The organism is Intrasporangium chromatireducens Q5-1, from assembly GCF_000576575.1.
Taxonomy (GTDB): Bacteria; Actinomycetota; Actinomycetes; order Actinomycetales; family Dermatophilaceae; genus Intrasporangium_A; species Intrasporangium_A chromatireducens.
The window spans coordinates 44,221-64,211 of the sequence record NZ_AWQS01000003.1; the positions used below are offsets into that span (position 1 = coordinate 44,221).

A 19,991-nucleotide genomic window follows, 5' to 3' on the forward strand; every position below is an offset into this window, starting at 1 on the left:
GACCGCCTCTCCCCCGGCACGAAGGAGGCCGCACCGGGCGCCACGAAAAGCTATTGAAAGAGGGCTTTCGGTGGGCTACTGTCGAAACATGTCTTTCAATCCGCGGAGGCTCCGCACCCCGAATGAGCTCCGGGCGCTGTCCCATCCGCTGCGCCTCGACATCCTCGAACAGCTGATGCTCCACGGCCCGATGACGGCCTCCGACCTCGGTGCCGCCCTCGACGAGGTGCCGGCCAACTGTTCCTGGCACCTACGCAAGCTCGCCGAGCATGGCTTCGTCGAGGAGGCCGGAGACGGCCGCGGGCGACGCCGGCCATGGCGCGTCACCCAGGTCGGGCTGACCTGGAACGACGAGGACGGCGAGTCGGACCACCCCGGCTACCGCGCCGCGAGCAAGGCGATGACCGAAGTCTTCGTGGAGCGTGAGGTGGCCCGCTGGCGGCGCAACAGCGCTGCGGCACAGCCGAACTGGGCCGGACTCGGTATGTCGGAGACGGTTGCCTTCCTCACCGAGGAGGAGGCGAGAGCGTTCTCCGACGACCTCGAGGAGCTGCTGTTGCGCCACCACGGCCGCCTCACGGGCGACGACCCGATCCCAGCCGGCGCGAGGCGCGTCCACGTGCTCGCCCTGACGAGCGTCGACCCCGAGGACGTGCGATGAGACAGGCCTTCGCGATCCCCGCCTTCCGCCGGCTCTTCGTCGCCCTCGCCGCGACCATGGTCGCCGACTCCGTGCTGCTGCTGTCCTTCGGCATCATGACCAAGGAGCTGACCGGCTCCAACGGTGCGGCTGGCATGGCGATCTTCTGGGTCGTCGCACCGTCCCTCGTGGCCCCGCTCCTCGGCTGGGTCGTCGACCAGTTCCCCCGGCGGCGGTTCCTCCTCGGCGCCTACCCGCTCGCGGCGGCGAGCCTCGTCCCGCTCGCCTGGGTCCGCGACGCCGGCCACGTGTGGATCGTCTATGCCGTCGCCTTCGCCTACGGAGTGGCGCTCGTCATGCTGCCCGGCGCCGTCATCGGCCTGCTGAAGCTCATCGTGCCGGAGGAGCAGCTGGTGCACGCCAACGCGGCGAGCAGCACCTTCCGCGAGGGGCTGCGCCTGTTCGGTCCGCTCCTCGGCGCCTCGATGTATGCGCTCTGGGGCATGGACAGCGTCATCGTCCTCGTTGCGTGTGCCTACGTCGTCGCGATCATCGCCGTCTCGACCCTACGCCTTGGTGACGACGTCGTGACGCCACCCGAGATGCACTGGCGTCACGAGTTCGTCGCCGGCCTGACCCACGTCTACCGCGACAAGCTGCTCTGGTGGCCGATGCTCGCCATCGCCGGCTGCATCTTCGCCTTCGGCTTCCTCGAGTCGCTCGTCTACGCGGTGACCGACGCGTTCGGCCAACCGGCCACCTTCGTCGGTGTCATCGTCTCCATCCAGGGCGTCGGCGCGCTCGCCGGCGGGCTGCTCTCGAGCCGGATCATCCAGCGCGTCGGACACGTCCAGGCGATCGTCGTCTCGCTCGGCCTGTTCGTCGTGAGCCTCGCTGTCATGGCGCTGGCACCGACCCTGCCCCTCGTCGTCGCCGGTGCCGTCCCGCTCGGCTTCGGCCTGCCCGTGCTCATCGTCGCGATCAACACCCTGGTGCAGATCCGGACGCCGAACCGCCTCATGGCCCGGGTCTCGACGACGCTGGACGCGCTCATCGGCACCCCGCAGATCATCTCCATCGCCATCGGCGCCGGCCTTGTCGCTGTCGTCGACTACCGGGTCCTGCTCGCAGCCATGGCGGTGGCCGTCGCGGCGATCGGGCTGCCCCTCGCAGTGTGGTCACGCCGCCAGCCGGGGGTGCCCGCCGGGTCGCTGCGCCCGGACGCACCGGCGGCAGCCGCCGCCGAGTAGAGGCCCGGGCCCGCACGAAAGGTTCGGTATGCCGCAAAGCGAGCTCAGCGGCATACCGAACCTCGTGCCTCCCCCGAGCAGCAGTGCACCGTCACAGCGGAAGGTGCCAGTGCACCGCGAAGTTCATCGCCGTCGCGAAGGTCAGGTACATCAGCCAGGCGCCCGTCAGGAGGTGCCAGAAGCCGAGGGACCGCTCCCCCAGCCCCACGCCGATGCTGGCGAAGAAGTCGCTGATATAGATCAGCGCGAGCCCGCAGAAGAGCAGGCCGACCGGCCAGTCGCCCGCGATGAAGAAGACGAGCAGCCCCGTCACGGAGATGACGGTGAAGGCCACCGTCATGCCGGCGTTCGGCCGCGGATCAGCGCGCTGCCAACGGTTGTAGCCGATCGCGAACCAGTGGATGCCATAGGCGGTGAAGGCGAGCGCCGCCATGTAGAGCGGCGCCTCCTTGAAGACGTTGAACCAGGTCAGGCCGATGAACAGGATGATCCCGGTGACGAACTGGCAGAAGCCGGGCAGCCAGATGCCCCAGATGCCGGTCGACCGGTCGACCCGCTCGTCGCGGGCGGGCCAGCCGAACAGCTCCTGGGGCCCGTAGATGAGGTAGCCCGTCCCGAGTCCGAAGAAGCCGAGGGCCAGAGGCGGGTACGACGAGGCGGCAAAGTTCAGATCCATGCGCCCTCCTTGTGGGAGTGTGGCGGCGATCGAAGGATCGTCTCCTTCCGGGGTAACACGAGTGTGACCTGAACCACAACGCGCGCGCGGTGTGATATGTGGAACACCTCGGGTCCCGACGTATGCCGCTTGCCGGGCGCCGGTCGCCGTCAGCGGTCGAAGACGCGCAGTGCGACCGCGTGCTCGACGCCGACGGCCTGCCCCGTGCGGCCCAGCACCATGGTGAGCAGCTCGCGGGGAGCCGGAAAGTCGGCGGGGAGGGCGGCGTTGTAGGTGCGGTGCTCCTCGAGGCTCGCGACGGCCCGCTCGAGGTAGCCCGTCACGTCGACGAAGTGGCTCGGCACGCTCGGACCGGCGAGGGCGAGCCGGCGCACGTGCCACGGGTCGTCGCCCTCCTCGACCAGCTCCGGGAAGATCCAGCGGTTGCCGGCGTCGGCGACTGCGTCGATGGCGGCGACTCCCACGGCCCGGTGGTCCGCCTGGTTCGGCCGACCGCCCAGGAACATCTCGTGCGGCCCGGCAACGACGAGATCAGGCTTGCGGCGCCGGATCTCACGGGCGATGTCGCGCCGCAGGGCCGTGCCGTACTCGACCACGCCGTCATGGTGGTCGCCGAAGTGAACGGTCGTGACGCCGACGACTGCGCTCGCGGCCTGCTGTTCGCGCTCCCGCAGCGGCCCGGCCTCGTCCGGCGGCATCGTGTCGATCCCGGCCTCCCCGCGCGTCAGCAGGTAGTAGTCGACCTCCTTGCCGGCGTCGGTCCACTTCGCCACGGCGGCGCTGAGGCCGTACTCGATGTCGTCGGGGTGGGCGACGACGACGAGCACTCGGTCGAAGTCCTCGGGCAGCGGGGCCAGCTGTGGCATCTCCATGGGCCGACGCTACCGGCCGGCCCGTCGCGGCAGGGACACTTCGTCGTGTCGCCGGTCCACCGCACCACCGCGTGTGGAACAGTGCGTCGCATGACCGACGTCGCCGTCAACGCCGCCCGTCCGGAGACCAAGGAGCAGCGCTCCTGGTACTGGTACGACTGGGCCAACTCCGCCTACGTCACGACCACGGCGACCGTCCTGATGGGGCCCTACCTGACGGCCATCGCGAAGGAGGCGGCCTGCCCCGGCATCGAGGCCGGTGTCGCCTGCACGACGAACCTGTCCGTCCTCGGCATCCCGATCGCCCCCGGGTCCGTCTATGCGTACACCGTCACCTTCTCGACGATCCTGTCGGCCATCGTCCTGATCTTCATCGGGGCCATCGCGGACCGGAGCCCGCACCCGACGAAGCTCTTCGCCCGGTTCGCCTGGACCGGGGCGCTGGCGGCCTGCCTCATGTTCCTCATCGCCGGCACGAACTGGCAGCTCGGCGTCGTGCTCGTCGTCATCGCCACGATCTGTCTCGGCGCGTCCCTCGTCGTCTACGACTCGATCCTGTGCCGGATCGCCAACGAGAACGAGCGCGACCGGGTCTCCTCCAAGGGCTGGGCGATGGGCTACCTCGGCGGCGGCATCCTGCTCGCCGTCAACTTCGCGCTCATGGCCCTGCACGGTTCCCTCGGCATCTCGGAGGGCATGGCGGTGCGGATCAACCTGCTGAGCGCCGGCCTGTGGTGGGCAGCCTTCACCTTCATTCCCTACCTCGGGCTGCGGCACCTGACCGGCACGGTCGCCACGCCGGTGGAGCGGCAGCGAGGGGTCATCGGCGGCAGCCTGAGCCAGCTCGCCAGCACGTTCCGGGAGTTGCGCCTCTATCCGCAGACGATGCTGTTCCTGCTCGCCTACCTCTTCTTCAACGACGGCATCCAGACGGTCATCGGCAACTCGAGCCTCTATGGCCAGGAGGAGCTTGGCTTCTCGCAGACCACGGTGCTGGCGGTCTTCCTCTTCGTCCAGTTCGTCGCGTTCTTCGGCGCCAGGTTCTTCGGGGCGGCCGCCCAGCGGGTCGGGGCGTGGCGCACGGTGCTCGGCGGCATCATCCTGTGGAGCGTCGTCGTCATCATCGCGTTCTTCGTGCCGTCGCGGGCGCTGGCGATCTTCGTGGCCCTCGGCCTGCTCATCGGGATCGTGCTCGGTGGGACGCAGGCGTTGTCCCGGTCGCTCTACAGCCAGCTCATCCCCCGGGGCCGGGAGGCCGAGTTCTTCAGCCTGTACCAAGCGATGGAGCGCGGCACGAGCTGGCTCGGCACCCTCGCCTTCGGGCTGGTCTACCAGTTCACCCATTCGTACCGCTGGGCGATCGTCGTGCTGATCGTCTTCTTCATCGTCGGCGGCGCCCTCCTGTCCCGGGTCAGGATGCGTGAAGGGATCGAGCAGGCGGGCAACCCCGTGCCGGTCGTCGTCTGAGGCCGGCGCCCGGCACGGCCGCACACGCGGCGGGGCCGCGCGGATCGGACCATGGTCCAGTTCCGGAGGGACCCGACCGCGGGATTCCACCCTGGACATGCGAAGAGCCCGCCTCCACGAACGGGGCGGGCTCTTCGAAGTCGGGCCGGTGTGGGGCTCAGGCGCTCTTCTTGCGGCGGGGCTTCTCGCCGCGGGACTCGCGCAGCAGGGTCAGCCGCTCCTCGAGCAGCTCCTCCAGCTCTGGGATGGAACGCCGCTCGAGCAGCATGTCCCAGTGCGTGCGCACGTGCTTGGCCGGCTTCAGGTCCGGCTCCGGACCGTCGAGCAGTTTGGCCACCAGGCCGCAGCGGCACTCCCACGTGGGCGGAACATCCGCCTCGACGGAGAAGGGCAGCTCGGTGCGGTGACCTTGGTCACAGACGTACACCGTGATCTGTCGTGGGCTGGGCACGACATTCTCGTCCGACTCCATGCTCAGGGAGCCGAGGTTGGAACCACGCAATGCTCGATCGGCCATGGGAACACCCTCCCGGCGAAAGTACTTTGGCGGTGGTACATGGGGGATCATGCCCACCCTCACTGTCATCTAACGGGCGGGCCGGGCGGATTGTTCCCGGGGTGCTAGGCTCGCCCGTCCTCGTCGCGCCGCGGCTGCCGGTTCGTGCCGTTCCCCGCCGCGGTGTCACGCCCCGCCGCGGTGTCACGCCCCGCCGCGGTGTCACGCCCCGCCGCGGTGTCACGCCCCGCCGCGGTGTCGCCTTCGGCCAGGTCGCCCTCCACGACCTCGCCCTCGAACACCTCACCCTGCACGGCATCGTCCGGGACGACCTGCCCCTGGATCACCTGGTCCTGGCCGCTCGCTCCCCGCATCCGCCGGAACCCCATGCCGGCCGCTCCCGCTCCGGCCGACGCTCCGCCGACTCGCACGAGGAGGTGGCGACCGAGCACGGGCACGAGCAGGCGACGCGCCAGCGCCCGGGTGGCAGGCAGCACGAGGAGGATCCCGAGCACGTCGCTGACGAACCCGGGCAGGAGCAGCAGGAGCCCGCCGATCAGGACGAGGACGCCGTCGGCGACCTCCCGTTGTGGCGGTCGACCGGCGCGGAGCGCATCGCCGAGGGCCTGCCAGCGTCGGCGGCCCTCCCGGGTGACGACCCAGCCGCCGAGGACGGAGGTCGCCACGAGGAGCAGGAACGTCAGGCCACCGCCGATCTGGAGGGCGACGAAGCGGATCGCGAGCACCTCGAGGATGAGCAGGACGACCACGACCAGGGCCGCGACCCGGGTCGGGCGCAGCTGACGGCGCGACCCGCCGCGCGGCCCCCTGCGGGATCCGCTGCCGGCCCCATTGCCGGGCCCGCTACCAGACGTATGGCCAGACCCATGGCCCGGTTGACGGTCCGGTTGGCGGCGCGGCTGGGTGCTCATGGCGTCAGGTCCGCTTCCGGTTGCGGACGGACCGAACCAGGTCGCGCACCTGGCGCCCCCGGTGCTCGAGGCCCCAGAGGGTCACGTTGGTGAGGGCTTCGCGAATGATGTCCTTGCCCATCTTGGACACGCCGATCTCGCGCTCGACGAAGGTGATCGGCACCTCGACGACCCGCAGCCCCGCCCGCACGGCCCGGACCGTGAGGTCCACCTGGAAGCAGTACCCCTGCGACTCGACGCCGGCCAGGCCGATCGTGCGCAGCGCCGACGTGCGGTAGGCGCGGTAGCCGGCCGTCGCGTCGTTGACGTGCATGCCGAGCAGCACCTTGGTGTAGAGGTTGGCGCCGACCGAGAGCACCTTGCGCTGGGCGGGCCAGTTGCGCACGCGGCCGCCGCGGATCCACCGGGAGCCGATGACGAGGTCGGCGTCCTCGAGGGCGGTGAGCAGCGACGGCAGCTGTTCGGGCTGGTGGGAGCCGTCGGCGTCCATCTCGACGACGGCGTCGAAACCCGCCTCCATCGCCCAGTCGAACCCGGCGAGGTAGGCCCGGCCGAGGCCCTGCTTGCCGGGCCGGTGCAGGACGTGCACGCTCGGGTCTGCTGCCGCGATCTCGTCGGCGATCGCGCCGGTGCCGTCGGGCGAGTTGTCGTCGAGGACGACGACGCCGGCGGTCGGCACACTGGCGCGGACGCGGGAGATCACACCCGGCAGGCTCTCGCGCTCGTTGTACGTCGGGATGAGCACGGCGACACGCGTCACCGGCTCACGATTCGTCCTCGTCATCCTCGTCCTTCATCTGCGCCCGCACGGCTGTCTGGCCCCTGCCCCGCACGAACGATCCAACCATGATGAGCGCGAGGACGGCGGCTCCGACCCACTCGGGCACCTCGCCGACCCGGGTGGCCAGCGTCGTCTCGGTCCGCAACGGCAAGGCCCCGCGGACGACCGCCTGTGTGAACAACGACGTGACCTGGTGGGCAGTTCCATCGGGCGTGATGAGGGCGCTCTGACCGACGGTGGAGACGTGCACGACCGACCGGCCGAACTCCATCGCGCGGATCCGGCTGATCGCGAGCTGCTGCGGCGACTCCGCGGTGAAGCCGAACGTCGCGTTGTTCGTCTGCACGACGAGCACGTTCGCCCCGGCCCGGACGGCGTCGAGCATGATGTCGTCGTAGGCCACCTCGAAGCAGATTGCGAGGCCGGCCTTGATCGCCGGCGCCGCCGCCGGGTGCACCGTGAAGAGCCCGACCTGGTCCCCGGCGACGAAGTCCCGCCTGACGAGGTCGACCTCCTTGCTGAAGATGCGCCAGAAGGACCGGTTGGGGATGTACTCCGCGAACGGCACCGGGTGGCGCTTGACGTAGCGAGCGGTGTTGCCCTTGCCCGGCTCGAACAGGAGCGAGACGTTCGAGACGTGGTCGGCCGGCTCCTCGAGCAGCCCCCCGACGATGAGCGGGGTCTGCGCCGCCTGGACGGTCGCGAGGATCTCGCTCTTGGCGTCGGCGTTGCGCAGCGGGTCGATGTCGGAGGCGTTCTCGGGCCAGACGATGAGGTCCGGACGGGGGGCGCGCCCGGCTGCGACGTCCTGCAGCGCGTCGATCGTCGCTCGCACGTGGTTGTCCAGGACCATCCGTCGCTCGGCGTTGAAGTCGAGTCCGGGCCGGGGCACGTTGCCCTGCACGCCGAGGAACTGCGCCGTCGGCCCGTCCGTCGGCAGCGGGACGAGCAGCCCTGCGGCGCCCAGCCCCACGGCGAGGAGGGGTGCGACGACGGCGCGAGCCAGCGGCATACCACCGCGTCGGCGCACGAGGGCCTGCACCGCGAGCGCGAGCAGCCCCGCGGCGAGCGCGATCGCGAAGCCGACGAGCGGCGGTCCGCCGAGCGCAACGAGCCGGCCGAACGGCGAGTCCGCTTGGCCGAAGGCGAGCTTGAGCCAGGGGAAGCCGCCGTAGGGCGCGCGCGCACGCAGGCCCTCCGAGGCCAGCCAGACGAGCGCGAAGACGACCGGGCGCACCGTCCCCCGGCGGCGCGTCAGCCACGCGTAGGCCAGCCCGGCGAGGGCGAAGAACAGCGCCTCGACTGTCGCGAGGGCGAGCCACGGCAGGCTCCCGACGTAGATCCCGGACCACTGCAGGGTCGGCACGAAGAAGGCGAGGCCCGCGAGCAGGCCCAGCCCGAACCCGGCCCACGCGCGGGCGCCCGTGAGCGCGAGCGCGAGCAGGGTCAGCGCGACCGGCGCGGCGACCCAGATGTCGAACGTCGGGAAGGCGAGACACAGCACTCCCCCGGCGACGAGGGCGAGGAGGGGACGCACGAGCAAACGGTATGCCGCTCAGCTCGTTACGGACGCATCGCCCCTCAGCACGTGGCCGGGTCGTGTCCGACTGGTGACTTCTCGACAGGACGGAACTCCGGGCGGTCGGTAGGGTGCCGCGTGCCCGGACCGCCATGCGCCGGGCACCGCCATGCCACTCACACCGAAACGAGGAACCCGTATGGACTGGGGAGCCATCGAGGGCTTCCTGGGCGATGTCTCGAGCATCGTCTGGGGCCCGTACCTGCTCATCCCGCTGCTGCTCGGCACCGGCCTCTACCTGACGATCCGGCTCGGTGGACTCCAGTTCATCAAGCTCGTCCCGGCCCTGCGGCTCGGGATCATCAAGCGCAGGGACGCCGGCAGCGAAGGCGACATCTCGCAGTTCCAGGCCCTGACCACCGCCCTCGCGGCCACGGTCGGCACCGGCAACATCGTGGGCGTCGCGACCGCCATCGGGATCGGTGGTCCCGGCGCGCTGTTCTGGATGTGGGTCACCGGCCTGCTCGGCATGGCGTCCAAGTACAGCGAGGCGTTCCTCGGCGTCCGCTTCCGCCGCACCGATGCGGCGGGCGAGAAGTCCGGTGGTCCCCAGGTGTACCTCGAGCGCGGCATCCGCGGGCCGCTCGGCAAGGTGCTCGGCCTGTCGTTCGCGATCTTCGCGGTCATCGCGTGCTTCGGTATCGGCAACATGACCCAGGGCAACTCGATCGCCTCGAACGTCGAGAACAGCTGGAGCGTGCCGACGTGGGTCACCGGCATCGTGCTGACGATCATGACGCTGGTCGTCCTCGTCGGCGGCATCAAGTCGATCGGCCGCGTCACCGCGGGCTTCGTGCCGGTCATGATCGTCTTCTACGTGCTCGGCTCGATCTACATCCTGGTGGCGAACATCGGTGCCGTGCCGGCCGCGTTCGGCCAGATCTTCCACGACGCGTTCTCGGGCACGTCCGCCGTCGGTGGCTTCGCCGGGTCGGCGATCATGATCGCGGTGCAGTTCGGTGTGGCCCGCGGCATCTTCTCCAACGAGTCGGGCATGGGCTCGGCCGCCATCGCGGCGGCCGCCGCCCAGACGAGCCACCCGGTCCGTCAGGGCCTCGTGTCGATGACGCAGACCTTCATCGACACGATCATCGTCGTGACGTGCACCGGCCTCGTCATCGTCACGACCGGCGTGTGGAACCTCGTCGACCCGTCGACCGGTGAGCAGATCTCGGCCGCGCTGATGACCGGCGAGGCCTTCTCGCACGGCCTGCCCGGCAGCTGGGGGCACTGGATCGTCACGCTCGGCCTCGTCATGTTTGCCTACTCGACGATCCTCGGCTGGGCCTACTACGGCGAGCGCAACATCGAGCGGCTCTTCGGCCGCGGCGCGGTGATGCCGTTCCGGATCCTGTTCGGGCTCATCGTCTACATCGGCTGCACCGTCCAGCTCGGTGTCGTCTGGAACTTCTCCGACGTCATGAACGGCCTCATGGCGCTGCCGAACCTCGTCGGTCTGCTCATCCTGTCGGGCCTCGTCGCCCGCGAGACGCGGCACTACCTCAAGCACGACCCGAAGCTCGAGGCGTCGACCACCGAGGTCGAGGGCTTCATGGACGGCCACCCCGGATGGGAGCAGTGGAAGGCGGGCGAGCTCACCGGCGCCCTCGCCACCCAGGCTCCCGCGGACGAGCGCGAGCCCGCCCGCGAGTAGCGCGAGTAGCCGGCCGGGACGAACGGGCGGTACGCCGCTCCCCCTGCGCCAACACGCCGAGCACCGGTCAACCCGACATGGCCATTTCCGTCGGGGTTGACTGGTGTTCGGCGTGTCGGAGACGGGCGCGGCTCAGGGGACGACGACGACTCCCCTGGCGGTCGTCGCGACGACCGGCGGGTCGAGGACGTCGGCAGCCGAGGTGCCACGATCAGGGTTGCCGCGGGCGACGACCCGGACCTCGAAGTCCATCTCGCGGGAGCGGCGCCCGACCCGGACCAGCTCCGCCGAGATCTCGATGACGTCGCCCGCGCGGACCGGGGCGCGGAACTGGACGTCGCTGTAGGAGGCGAACAGGCCCTCGTCGCCGTCGGTCTGGATGCACATCTCCGTGGCGACGTCACCGAAAGCCGCCAGCGAGTAGGCCCCGTCGACCAGGTTGCCGGCGTAGTGGGCGTGGCTGTAAGGGACGTAACGCCGGTGCGTGACACGGCGGCCGACCTCAGCGGTCATGCTGCTCTCGCCTTTCGTTCGCTGATCTCGTGGACGAGGTAGCTCGCGACCTCGCCGGGGGTCGTGCCGCGGCCGAAGATCTGGTCGACCCCGAGGCGCGCGGCCGAGCCCTCCTCGAAGCGGGGACCGCCCGCAACGAGGATCGGCACGCGTCCGGCCGGGTAGGCCTCGCGGAACGCGGCGGACATCTGCGTCGTGTTGTGGATGTGGGCGTCCTTCTGGGTGACGACCTGGCTCACGAGGACCGCGTCGGCCCTCTCGGCCCGGGCGCGCGCGACAAGGTCGGGCACGAGGACCTGGGCACCGAGGTTGACCACCTTGATCTCGCGGTAGTACTCGAGACCCTTCTCCCCCGCGAAGCCCTTGATGTTGAGGATCGCGTCGATCCCCACGGTGTGGGCGTCCGTGCCGATGCAGGCCCCGACGACGACGAGCTTGCGCCGCAGCCGGCGCTTGATCTCGAGGTTGACCTCCTTGGCGGACAGGAGCGGGTAGGCGCGCTCGACGACCTCGACCTCGTCGAGGTTGACCAGGTGCGTCACCGAGCCGTACACGACGAAGAAGGTGAAGTCGGGACCGATCGGCTTCGCGTGCACGAGCAGGGCCGGGTCCATGCCCATCTTCTTCGCCAGCTGCAGCGCCGCACCCTCGGCCCGCTTGTCGTGCGGGATGGGCAGGGTGAAGGACACCTGCACCATGCCGTCGCCAGTCGTGTCGCCGTAGGGGCGGATGATCGGGCCGGTCATCGGGCTCCTCCCTTCGTGGTGCCGGTCCGGCGGGGAGCCGTCGGGGCGGACGTCGGCGGCTCCCACGCGTCGAGGGCGGTGATGGCCGGGTTGTCGTAGTCGTCGGCGCGCTCGACGACGCCGTCGAGCCCCTTGCCGCCGTCGGCAGGCCGCTTCATCAGCCCGAAGGTGCCGTCGGCGATGGCCGCGAGCAGCGGGACGTCCCCCGCCGGGTCGCTGTCCTCGACGATCCGCTCGAGCAGCTCGACCGCCTCGGAGAGCACCTGCCGGGCGCGGTTCTGGATGAAGCCGTCGCGGGGCGGGTGGAAGTCCTCGCGCAGCCCCCCGGCGGCGTTGAGCACGTAGCGGACGTTCTGCAGCGCGAGGTCACGGTCGGACAGGAACGGCGTGACGACCGCCTCGGTCATCATCCCGACGAGGAGGATGCCCTGCCCGGTCATGGCGCCCGCGAGGTTGAAGAACCCGTCGAGCAGGTAGCCGCGGAAGACGTCGCCCGTCATGTGCTTCGTCGGCGGCATCCACTTGAGCGGCGCGTCCGGGAACAGCTGCCGGGCGAGCAGGGCGTGTGCCAGCTCGAGCCGGAACGAGTCGGGGATCTCCGGGTTGATCTCGAAGGCGTGGCCCAGCCCGAGCTGCCAGTCCTCGAGGCCCGCCTCCTTGGCGAACCGTTCGTTGAGCAGCTGGCTCACCGTCACCGTGTGCGCGGCCTCCACGGCGTCCGCCGTCGTGAGGTAGTTGTCCTCACCGGTGTTGATGATGATGCCGGCACGCGCGTGAACCTGGCGCGAGAACCGCTGGTCCACAAAGGTCCTCACCGGGTTGATGTCGCGGAAGAGGATGCCGTACATCGAGTCGTTGAGCATCATGTCGAGCCGCTCCATGCCGGCGAGGGCAGCGATCTCGGGCATGCACAGCCCCGAGGCGTAGTTCGTCAGCCGGATGTAGCGCCCGAGCTCCTTGCTCACGTCATCGAGCGCGGCCCGCATGAGCCGGAAGTTCTCCTGCGTCGCATAGGTGCCGGCGAAGCCCTCACGGGTGGCGCCCTCCGGGACGTAGTCAAGCAGTGACTGCCCGGTCGACCGGATCACCGCGATGACGTCGGCGCCCTCGCGGGCCGCGGCCTGCGCCTGCGGGATGTCCTCGTGGATGTCACCCGTCGCGACGATGAGGTAGATCCACGGCTGCTGTGCCGGGTCGCCGAGGCGCGCGATGAGCCGGTCGCGCGTGCGCCGGGCCGTGTCGATCCGCTTCAGCCCGGTGCCGACGGCCCGCGTCGCGGCACGGCGGGCTGCGAGCGCGTCCCGGCCCTGCGGCATACGGAACTGCACGCTGCCGCTCGCGGCCTTCTGGGCGAGGACGGTGACGTCCTCGGCCTCGCCGCGCATCAGTGCGTCCCACACGGGCGTCGTCACGCCGTGCTCGAGGCCGACCTGGTCGCGGACGGCGTCGACGAGGTGGTTGACCCATGGGACGCGCTCGTGGTCGGCTCCGGCGAGTCCGGCCAGTCGGAGGGTGGCGCGCTCCACCGACACGGTCGTATGCCGCTGGGCCAGCTTCACGACGGGGGCCGCGGCCTTCCGCGCGAGTGACCTCGCGCGACGGACGACGGCGGGATCGAGCTCGAGGACGGGAGTTGCGGGGTTGCGGCTCATGCGCCCGATCCTTCCCCACCCGCTGCCCCGAACGGACCGTTCGGGGTCGAACTGGACGGTGTACCGACCCGCTCGACCCCGAGAGGACCGTTCGCGGGAGTCGCGGCATGGGGCTCGAGGCGCGACTCGAAGAGGGCCCGGACGGCGGGCTCATTCCGGACGAGGTCGAGCGCGTAGGCGGCATGGCCGGGGACGTAGCCGTTGCCGACGAGCATCCGGACGTCGGCGGCGAGGCCCTCCGCGCCCAGCGCAGCAGCCGCGAAGTTGGTCGCCATGCTGAAGAAGATGACGGTGCCGCCCGGTGCGGTGGAGAGGATCGCCGGCTGCTCACAGCCCGGCACGTCGACGCAGACGACGGTGACGTCGGCCGGCCCCCCGGCGGCCTCGACGGCCGTGCTGAGCCCGAGGGGTGAGCGGGCGTCGGCGAGCACGACCTCGTCGGCGAGACCGGTCGGCTCGAGAACGTCGCGCTCGCGCTCGGTCGGGACGACACCGATCACCCGGCCGGCGCCGGCGCGACGGGCGGCAGCGAGCGAGAGCGACCCCGACTTGCCGGCCCCACCGAGGACGAGGACGGTGGGCGGGCCCTCGTGAGCGGCATACCCCTTGACGTACTCGTCGACAACCCTCGCCACGAGTGCGGGGGCGCCGCACACGTCCATGACCATGAGCGCGAGGCGTGGGTCGAGGTCGTCCGGGAGGGGAGCAGCGATGCTGCGCCCGAACAGGATCGCGTGGCCCTCGGCGGGAACCTGCTCCGAGCGGCCGTCCCAGCGGGCGAGGCCGTCGGTGACGGCGAGCGGGGTGAGCGAGAGCGAGACGAGCGTCGCCACCCGGTCCCCCACGGCCAGTCCCAGGGGACTGTCCGGCCCGACCTCGTCCACCGTGCCGATGAGCATGCCGCCGGAGCCGGTGACCGGGTTCTGCATCTTGCCCCGCTCGGCGATGATCCCGAGCACCTCGGCCCGGACAGCGTCCCCGTCGACACGGCCGTCGACGGTGTGCTTCTCCGCGAGCTGACGGTAGGAGGCCGCGTCGAGGTTGAGCGTCTCGACCCGCAGCCGGACCTCGTCGGCCCCGATCTCAGGGCTCGCATCGAGTCGACGAGCCGCCTGGGGCAGCGTCACCGCCTCCCCCCGCGGCTCGAGGACCCGGTGCAGGCCGATCGGAGAGGTGGTGCGCACGACCTCGGTGGGTGACGACATCAGTGTCAAGATCCTTCGGTGCTTGGGGGACACGACCGCAGTTCTTGAAGCATCATACGAGAGATCCACTCGGATCTTCGGCTACGGTGGGCATTATGAGCAAGGTCGAACAGCCATATGCCTACCGCCGCCGCGAGCTCGTCGAGCCCGACTGGACCCGGTTCCCGGGGTGGGCCGATGTGACACAGTCCGACTGGGACAGCGCACAGTGGCAGCGCGCCCACTGCGTGAAGAACGTGAAGCAGCTGCGGGCCCTCATGGGCGACCTGCTCGACGAGCGCTTCTACGCCGACCTCGAGCGCGACCAGGCCGAGCGCGCCACGATGTCGATGCTCATCCCGCCGCAGATGCTCAACACGATGGTGCCCTCGACCGAGGGGTCGATGCCGGCCGCGGGGCACGAGTTCACCGAGGCGTTCTACGCCGACCCGGTGCGGCGCTACATGGTCCCCGTCTTCTCCGACCGGCGCACCGACTGGCCCTCGCACCCCCACGCCACGCGCGACTCCCTGCACGAGCACGACATGTGGGTCGCCGAGGGCCTCACGCACCGCTACCCGACCAAGGTCCTCGCGGAGCTGCTCTCGACGTGCCCGCAGTACTGCGGCCACTGCACCCGGATGGACCTCGTCGGCAACTCGACCCCGCAGGTCCCGAAGCTCAAGTTCGACCTCAAGCCGGTGGACCGGCACGAGGCGATGCTGCGCTACCTGCGCGAGACGCCGACCGTCCGCGATGTCGTCGTCTCCGGCGGGGACGTCGCAAACATGCCGTGGAAGAACCTCGAGTCGTTCCTCGACCGGCTGCTCGAGATCGACAACATCCGCGACATCCGGCTCGCGACGAAGGCCCTCATGGGGCTGCCGCAGCACTGGCTGGCCGACGACGTCGTCGAGGGCGTGGGCCGCGTCGCGGCCAAGGCCCGCTCCCGCGGTGTCGCCCTGGCGATCCACACGCACATCAACAACGCCCAGTCCGTGACGCCCGCCGTCGCCCGGGCTGCCCGCGCGATGCTCGACGCAGGCGTCCGCGACGTGCGCAACCAGGGCGTCCTGATGCGGGGTGTCAACGACTCCGCCGAGCAGCTGCTCGACCTCTGCTTCGCCCTGGCCGACGAGGCGTCGATCACCCCGTACTACTTCTACATGTGCGACATGATCCCGTTCTCGGAGCACTGGCGGCTCTCGCTGGCCGAGGCGCAGGAGCTGCAGCACTCGATCATGGGCTACCTCCCGGGCTTCTCGACGCCCCGGATCGTCTGCGACGTGCCCTTCGTCGGCAAGCGCTGGGTGCACCAGCAGGACTCCTACGACCAGGAGCGCGGCATCTCCTACTGGCGCAAGAACTACCGCACCTCGATCGAGGGCGACGACGTCGAAGCGCTGTCTCGCGAGTACGTCTACTACGACCCGATCTACACGCTGTCCGAGTCGGGCCAGCAGTGGTGGCGTGACGCCGTCGACCACGAGGACGTCATGGTGGCGGCGGGCGAGCAGGCCGCGGCGAGCCGCGCAGCTGCGGCGTCGGCCGTCTGACCGCGCTGGCGCTGGGCGTCCCCATCGTGGGACGCCAGAGGCACCGCGACCGGCACCCCACCTAGACTCCGACTGTGGCCGGCACCCCAACGCAGCGCACCCGTGTCCCGCGGGCCGAGCGGGAGGCGCAGATGCTCGAGGTCGCCGAAGAGGTCTTCGTCGCACGGGGGATCCAGGCCGCCACGATGGACGAGATCGCCGAACGAGTCGGTGTGACGAAGCCGCTCATCTACGACTACTTCGGCTCCAAGGAGGGGCTGCTCGCCGCCTCCATCGAGCGCGGGCGACGGCAGTTGCTCGGCCTCATCATCGACGCGTGGTCCGCGCAGCCGGACCTCGAGGTGCGGGACCGGCTGCGGGCGGTCGTGCTCGCCTTCTTCACCTTCATCGACGAGCACGACCGGATGTTCGCGCTGCTGCGCACCGAGGGATCGCTGGTCGGCCCGGCCGCGGAGTCCGTCGAGCGGATCCGCCAGCAGACGGCCAAGGCGTTCGCCGAGGGGCTGCGGAGCCTGCCGGCCTTCGACCAGCTGCCATCCAGCCGCGTGACCGGCATGGCCGAGCTGCTGATCGGTGCCTGCGACCGACTCGCGGTCTCGCGCGTCATGACGCCGGGCCTCAGCGCCGGTGACGCAGCCGACCTCGTCATGACGACGATGTGGGACGGCCTCGGCTCGATCGCGTCGGACGGACGGTGAGCCGGGCGAGGGGTGGCGCCGGCCCGACGACGCAGGCGACCCAGGCTCTCGATCGCGCAGGAGTCGACTACACCCGCCACACCTATGAGCACGATCCCTCGGCGAGCAGCTATGGGCTCGAGGCGGCGACGGTCCTCGGGCTGCCTCCCGAGCGGGTCTTCAAGACGCTGCTCGTCGACACCGGCCGGAGCCTGGCCGTCGGCATCGTCCCGGTCGATGGCCAGCTGGACCTCAAGGCGATCGCCGGTGCCCTCGGGGTCAAGTCGGTGACGATGGCCGAGCCCGCCGCCGCCGAACGCACCACTGGCTACGTCGTCGGCGGGATCTCGCCGATCGGCCAGAAGCGGCGGCTGCCGACCGTTCTCGACGCGTCCGCCGAGGAGTTCGAGACCGTCTTCGTCTCCGGCGGTCGCCGCGGGTTCGATCTCGAGCTGGCGCCCGGGGACCTGGTGCGGGTGACCGGCGCGGTGCTCGCGCCGATCGGCCGGGCTCGGTGAGCCGCTCACGCCCAGCGTCACGCGGCTCCCTGGTGCTCGTGCTGGCCGCGTTGACGATGCTCGGCCCGTTCACCATCGACACAATCTTCCCCGCCTTCCAGGCGATGGCCGCCGACCTGCGGGTCGAGAAGCTCGCGATGCAGCAGACGGTCAGCGTCTACATGGTCGCCTTCGCCATCACGAGCCTGTTCCACGGCTCCGTGTCGGACGCCCTTGGCCGCAAGCCCGTCATCATGACCGGCTGCGTCCTCTACGCCCTCGCCAGCGTGCTGTGTGCCGTGTCCACCAGCATGGCGATGCTGCTCGCCGCGCGCGCTCTGCAGGGGCTCGTGGCGGGAGCCGGAATGATCGTCGCCCGCACGGCGATCCGTGACCTCTACGACGGCTCCGAGGCACAGCGGTTCATGAGCCACGTGTCGCTCGTCTTCGCCATCGCCCCTGCCGTGGCGCCCGTCGTGGGTGGGTGGCTGCTCGGCTGGGGCTCCTGGCAGACGATCTTCTGGGTCCTCGCCGCGTATGGCGCCCTGCTGGTGCTTCTCGCGGGCGTGTTCCTGCCGGAGACCCACCCCGCCGAGCGGCGGGTGCCCTTCCGCCCGGGGCCGTTGCTGCAGAGCATCGCCCGGACGGCCAGGCACACGGGCGTGCAGCGGCTCTCCGGTGCCATCACGTGCAACTTCGCGGCTCTCTTCCTCTACATCGCGTCAGCGCCGGCCATCATCAACGACCACCTCCACCTGGGCGCCCAGGACTTCGGGGTGCTGTTCATCCCCCTCGTGGCCTGCATGATGGTCGGATCGTTCCTCGCAGGAAGGCTCGCCGGCCGGACCCGGGCTCCGCTCATCGTCCTGACCGGGCTGGGGGTGTCGCTGCTGGGGGCCGCCTTCGGGATCGCCTACCACCTCGCCGGCGGAGTGGCCGGCCTGCCCTGGACGATCGTCCCGGCGGCGGCCGCGGGCTTCGGTGTCTCGCTCGCCCTGCCGATCCTCACCATCGAGCTGCTCGACCTGCGGCCCGACGCCCGGGGCTCGGTCTCGTCCTACCAGGCGTTCCTCACCACGCTGGTCAACGCTGCGGTGGCGGGTGTGGTCTCGCCGCTCGTCAGCGGTTCCCTGCTCGTCCTGGGCATCGTCGCGGCTGGTTTCACGGCTGCCGCACTGGCGCTGTGGGCGTGGGAGTTCCGGGTCACGGGCAGGCCGGCCCAGGGCGATCGGTCAGTGGTCGTCGATCCGCTGCCCGGACCGGCCTTCCCACGGCGTCGAGAGGACGACAGTCGTCCGGGTTGACACACTGGCGGCCGACCGGATGCGCGCCAACAGGTCCTCGAGGTCGCCCGGTGTCCCGACCCGGACCTTGAGGACGTAGCTCTCGTCCCCCGCGACCGAGTAGCAGTCCTCGATCTCCCGAATATGGATGAGCCGCTCGGGCACGTCATCTGGCGCGCTCGGGTCAAAGGGTGTCACCGAGACCAGAGCGGTCAGCGGCAGACCGATCTGGTCGGGGGCGATGTCGGCCCGGTAGCCGGTGATGACGCCGCGCTGCTCCAGCCGGCGCACCCGCTGGTGGACGGCGGAGGTCGACAGGCCGGTGGCCTTGCCCAGATCGGTGTAGCTCATCCGCCCGTCGGCCACCAGGAGGCTCACCAGCCGCCGATCCAGTTCTTCCATGGGCGCAGGCTAGTGCAGCGGACCCGCGATCCACCGCCCATTCCATGCCCACCGCTGACCGTGCCGTCGCTGCCCCGGACAGTGGCACGATGACCTCCATGACGAAGCGGCTGCTCCTGCTCGACTCGGCGAGCCTGTACTTTCGCGCCTTCTACGGCGTCCCCGAGCGGTCGTCGCCGAGTGGCGTGCCGACCAATGCGGTGCGAGGTTTCCTCGACATGCTCGCCCTGCTCATCGAGCGGTCCCGGCCCTCCCACGTCGTGGCGTGCTGGGACAATGACTGGCGACCGAGTTTCCGGGTCGAGGCCATCCCCTCCTACAAGAGTCATCGGGTCGCCGACGCGACCGGCGCCGAGGAAGTCCCGGAGGCACTGGAGGCGCAGGTTCCCCTCATCATCGAGGCCCTCGCCGGGATCGGCGTCGCCCGACTCGGGTCAGACGGCTTCGAGGCGGACGACGTGATCGGCACCCTTGCCACCCGACACAAGGACACGATGCCCGTCGACGTCGTCACCGGCGACCGGGACCTGTTCCAGCTCGTCGACGACTCGACCGGTCCGGTCCGCGTCGTCTACACGGCCAAGGGCGGCGTGCGTGCGCCGGACCTCGTCGACGAGGCGTACCTCCGGGAGAAGTACGGCATCGACGGTGGTTCGGCCTATGCCGACATGGCCGTGTTGCGGGGTGACACCAGCGACGGACTCCCCGGCGTCACGGGGATCGGCGAGAAGACAGCGGCCAAGCTCATCACGACCTACGGGAGCCTGCAGGGACTGCGCGAGGCCATCGAAGCCGGTGACCCGGGCATCAAGGGAGCCCAGCGCTCACGGCTGGAGGGTGCAGCCGCCTACCTCGACGTGGCCCCCGCCGTCGTCGCAGTGGCCAAGGACGCGCCCCTCGACGACGTCGACCTTGCGGTCCCGGACCGGGTCGCCGACCCAGAGCTGATCGGCCGGCTGGCCACGGAGCACGGGCTCGCGTCCTCGTTCGGTCGGGTCCTCGGCGTCCTGGGCCTGCTCTGACGAGTCCACGCGTGACCGCCGCGTCCTCGGAGCGAGAGGCGGGGCCAGTCCGAGTCCTGCCGCCGGTAGCGGCGTCTGGGACATGCCGGTGGCCCCGCCCCTGGGGGCGGGG

At 70.5% G+C, this 19,991-nt stretch carries 20 protein-coding genes; 9 read left to right on the forward strand and 11 right to left on the reverse strand.

What is annotated here, in order from left to right; genetic code table 11:
* Nucleotides 1-88: 88 nt before the first annotated feature.
* A complete protein-coding gene (locus N864_RS23305; RefSeq protein WP_051518008.1) occupies nucleotides 89-661 on the forward strand; it encodes a winged helix-turn-helix domain-containing protein in 573 nt (190 codons plus the stop codon).
* On the forward strand, nucleotides 658-1,890 hold the full coding sequence (locus N864_RS00765; RefSeq protein ID WP_034712232.1) for an MFS transporter: 1,233 nt from the start codon (nucleotides 658-660) through the stop codon (nucleotides 1,888-1,890). Before N864_RS23305 ends, N864_RS00765 begins: the two co-directional genes overlap by 4 nt.
* A gap of 91 nt (nucleotides 1,891-1,981) precedes the next feature.
* Here N864_RS00765 and N864_RS00770 read toward each other — a convergent pair whose 3' ends face one another.
* Nucleotides 1,982-2,566: a hypothetical protein gene (locus N864_RS00770; RefSeq protein WP_051518009.1), complete on the reverse strand. Its 585-nt coding sequence runs from the start codon at nucleotides 2,564-2,566 to the stop codon at nucleotides 1,982-1,984.
* A gap of 149 nt (nucleotides 2,567-2,715) precedes the next feature.
* On the reverse strand, nucleotides 2,716-3,438 hold the full coding sequence (locus N864_RS00775) for a PIG-L deacetylase family protein (protein ID WP_034712235.1): 723 nt from the start codon (nucleotides 3,436-3,438) through the stop codon (nucleotides 2,716-2,718).
* Between the two features lie 90 nt (nucleotides 3,439-3,528).
* Here N864_RS00775 and N864_RS00780 point away from each other — a divergent pair, with 90 nt between their 5' ends.
* A complete protein-coding gene (locus tag N864_RS00780; protein WP_034712280.1) occupies nucleotides 3,529-4,905 on the forward strand; it encodes an MFS transporter in 1,377 nt (458 codons plus the stop codon).
* 157 nt (nucleotides 4,906-5,062) lie between these two features.
* On the opposite strand, the gene N864_RS00785 is transcribed toward N864_RS00780, so the two are convergent.
* The 4 genes from N864_RS00785 to lnt all read right to left on the reverse strand — a co-directional run bounded on the left by N864_RS00785 (nucleotide 5,063) and on the right by lnt (nucleotide 8,651).
* Nucleotides 5,063-5,422, reverse strand: coding sequence for an RNA polymerase-binding protein RbpA (locus tag N864_RS00785; RefSeq protein ID WP_034712238.1), 360 nt, complete (start codon nucleotides 5,420-5,422; stop codon nucleotides 5,063-5,065).
* 104 nt (nucleotides 5,423-5,526) lie between these two features.
* Nucleotides 5,527-6,333 carry an FxsA family protein gene (locus N864_RS23925; RefSeq protein ID WP_081793241.1) on the reverse strand — a complete coding sequence of 269 codons (807 nt, stop codon included), beginning with the start codon at nucleotides 6,331-6,333 and terminating at the stop codon, nucleotides 5,527-5,529.
* Nucleotides 6,334-6,337: 4 nt separating this feature from the next.
* Entirely contained in the window at nucleotides 6,338-7,117 is a 780-nt protein-coding gene (locus N864_RS00795; protein ID WP_034712240.1) for a polyprenol monophosphomannose synthase, read from the reverse strand.
* Complete coding sequence (gene lnt, locus N864_RS00800; protein ID WP_240474147.1) at nucleotides 7,098-8,651, reverse strand: apolipoprotein N-acyltransferase; 1,554 nt, start codon at nucleotides 8,649-8,651, stop codon at nucleotides 7,098-7,100. Before lnt ends, N864_RS00795 begins: the two co-directional genes overlap by 20 nt.
* 181 nt (nucleotides 8,652-8,832) lie before the next feature.
* Between lnt and N864_RS00805 the strand changes: the two genes are divergently transcribed.
* Nucleotides 8,833-10,347 (forward strand): alanine/glycine:cation symporter family protein, encoded by a 1,515-nt coding sequence (locus N864_RS00805; protein WP_051518010.1) that lies wholly within the window; start codon nucleotides 8,833-8,835, stop codon nucleotides 10,345-10,347.
* Between the two features lie 132 nt (nucleotides 10,348-10,479).
* Here the strand turns inward: N864_RS00805 and kal are convergent, their stop codons facing one another.
* Genes kal through kdd form a run of 4 tightly spaced genes read right to left on the reverse strand, consistent with a single transcriptional unit; the run spans nucleotide 10,480 to nucleotide 14,463 of the window.
* The gene (gene kal / locus N864_RS00810; protein WP_034712245.1) at nucleotides 10,480-10,860 is read right to left on the reverse strand and encodes a 3-aminobutyryl-CoA ammonia lyase; all 381 of its coding nucleotides are present in this window, start codon (nucleotides 10,858-10,860) and stop codon (nucleotides 10,480-10,482) included.
* The gene (gene kamE / locus N864_RS00815; RefSeq protein WP_034712248.1) at nucleotides 10,857-11,606 is read right to left on the reverse strand and encodes a lysine 5,6-aminomutase subunit beta; all 750 of its coding nucleotides are present in this window, start codon (nucleotides 11,604-11,606) and stop codon (nucleotides 10,857-10,859) included. The genes kal and kamE overlap by 4 nt, the downstream gene beginning before the upstream one ends.
* Nucleotides 11,603-13,258: a lysine 5,6-aminomutase subunit alpha gene (gene kamD, locus N864_RS00820; RefSeq protein WP_034712250.1), complete on the reverse strand. Its 1,656-nt coding sequence runs from the start codon at nucleotides 13,256-13,258 to the stop codon at nucleotides 11,603-11,605. Before kamD ends, kamE begins: the two co-directional genes overlap by 4 nt.
* On the reverse strand, nucleotides 13,255-14,463 hold the full coding sequence (gene kdd / locus N864_RS00825; RefSeq protein WP_162164478.1) for an L-erythro-3,5-diaminohexanoate dehydrogenase: 1,209 nt from the start codon (nucleotides 14,461-14,463) through the stop codon (nucleotides 13,255-13,257). Before kdd ends, kamD begins: the two co-directional genes overlap by 4 nt.
* Nucleotides 14,464-14,558: 95 nt before the next feature.
* On the opposite strand from kdd, the gene N864_RS00830 reads away from it, so the two are divergent.
* The 4 genes from N864_RS00830 to N864_RS00845 all read left to right on the forward strand — a co-directional run bounded on the left by N864_RS00830 (nucleotide 14,559) and on the right by N864_RS00845 (nucleotide 18,476).
* Nucleotides 14,559-15,998, forward strand: a complete 1,440-nt coding sequence (locus tag N864_RS00830; protein WP_034712253.1) for a KamA family radical SAM protein — start codon at nucleotides 14,559-14,561, stop codon at nucleotides 15,996-15,998.
* A gap of 74 nt (nucleotides 15,999-16,072) precedes the next feature.
* Nucleotides 16,073-16,696: a TetR/AcrR family transcriptional regulator gene (locus N864_RS00835; RefSeq protein WP_034712254.1), complete on the forward strand. Its 624-nt coding sequence runs from the start codon at nucleotides 16,073-16,075 to the stop codon at nucleotides 16,694-16,696.
* Nucleotides 16,693-17,193, forward strand: coding sequence for a Cys-tRNA(Pro) deacylase (ybaK, locus tag N864_RS00840; RefSeq protein WP_034712284.1), 501 nt, complete (start codon nucleotides 16,693-16,695; stop codon nucleotides 17,191-17,193). Before N864_RS00835 ends, ybaK begins: the two co-directional genes overlap by 4 nt.
* A 32-nt stretch (nucleotides 17,194-17,225) precedes the next feature.
* Nucleotides 17,226-18,476 (forward strand): multidrug effflux MFS transporter, encoded by a 1,251-nt coding sequence (locus tag N864_RS00845; protein ID WP_051518012.1) that lies wholly within the window; start codon nucleotides 17,226-17,228, stop codon nucleotides 18,474-18,476.
* Here N864_RS00845 and N864_RS00850 read toward each other — a convergent pair.
* Complete coding sequence (locus tag N864_RS00850) at nucleotides 18,405-18,857, reverse strand: Lrp/AsnC family transcriptional regulator (protein WP_034712255.1); 453 nt, start codon at nucleotides 18,855-18,857, stop codon at nucleotides 18,405-18,407. The two genes, N864_RS00845 and N864_RS00850, sit on opposite strands and share 72 nt — an antisense overlap.
* Nucleotides 18,858-18,946: 89 nt before the next feature.
* Here N864_RS00850 and N864_RS00855 point away from each other — a divergent pair, with 89 nt between their 5' ends.
* Nucleotides 18,947-19,879, forward strand: coding sequence for a 5'-3' exonuclease (locus N864_RS00855; RefSeq protein ID WP_034712287.1), 933 nt, complete (start codon nucleotides 18,947-18,949; stop codon nucleotides 19,877-19,879).
* Nucleotides 19,880-19,991: the final 112 nt, after the last annotated feature.

What these genes read in the sequence shown, in the direction of transcription:
- N864_RS23305 (WP_051518008.1), top strand. Translation starts at nt 89, where the DNA reads ATGTCTTTCAATCCGCGGAGGCTCCGCACCCCGAATGAGCTCCGGGCG.
- N864_RS00765 (WP_034712232.1), top strand. Translation starts at nt 658, where the DNA reads ATGAGACAGGCCTTCGCGATCCCCGCCTTCCGCCGGCTCTTCGTCGCC.
- N864_RS00770 (WP_051518009.1), bottom strand. Translation starts at nt 2,566, where the DNA reads ATGGATCTGAACTTTGCCGCCTCGTCGTACCCGCCTCTGGCCCTCGGC.
- N864_RS00775 (WP_034712235.1), bottom strand. Translation starts at nt 3,438, where the DNA reads ATGGAGATGCCACAGCTGGCCCCGCTGCCCGAGGACTTCGACCGAGTG.
- N864_RS00780 (WP_034712280.1), top strand. Translation starts at nt 3,529, where the DNA reads ATGACCGACGTCGCCGTCAACGCCGCCCGTCCGGAGACCAAGGAGCAG.
- N864_RS00785 (WP_034712238.1), bottom strand. Translation starts at nt 5,422, where the DNA reads ATGGCCGATCGAGCATTGCGTGGTTCCAACCTCGGCTCCCTGAGCATG.
- N864_RS23925 (WP_081793241.1), bottom strand. Translation starts at nt 6,333, where the DNA reads ATGAGCACCCAGCCGCGCCGCCAACCGGACCGTCAACCGGGCCATGGG.
- N864_RS00795 (WP_034712240.1), bottom strand. Translation starts at nt 7,117, where the DNA reads ATGACGAGGACGAATCGTGAGCCGGTGACGCGTGTCGCCGTGCTCATC.
- N864_RS00805 (WP_051518010.1), top strand. Translation starts at nt 8,833, where the DNA reads ATGGACTGGGGAGCCATCGAGGGCTTCCTGGGCGATGTCTCGAGCATC.
- kal (WP_034712245.1), bottom strand. Translation starts at nt 10,860, where the DNA reads ATGACCGCTGAGGTCGGCCGCCGTGTCACGCACCGGCGTTACGTCCCT.
- kamE (WP_034712248.1), bottom strand. Translation starts at nt 11,606, where the DNA reads ATGACCGGCCCGATCATCCGCCCCTACGGCGACACGACTGGCGACGGC.
- kamD (WP_034712250.1), bottom strand. Translation starts at nt 13,258, where the DNA reads ATGAGCCGCAACCCCGCAACTCCCGTCCTCGAGCTCGATCCCGCCGTC.
- kdd (WP_162164478.1), bottom strand. Translation starts at nt 14,463, where the DNA reads ATGTCGTCACCCACCGAGGTCGTGCGCACCACCTCTCCGATCGGCCTG.
- N864_RS00830 (WP_034712253.1), top strand. Translation starts at nt 14,559, where the DNA reads ATGAGCAAGGTCGAACAGCCATATGCCTACCGCCGCCGCGAGCTCGTC.
- N864_RS00850 (WP_034712255.1), bottom strand. Translation starts at nt 18,857, where the DNA reads ATGGAAGAACTGGATCGGCGGCTGGTGAGCCTCCTGGTGGCCGACGGG.
- N864_RS00855 (WP_034712287.1), top strand. Translation starts at nt 18,947, where the DNA reads ATGACCTCCATGACGAAGCGGCTGCTCCTGCTCGACTCGGCGAGCCTG.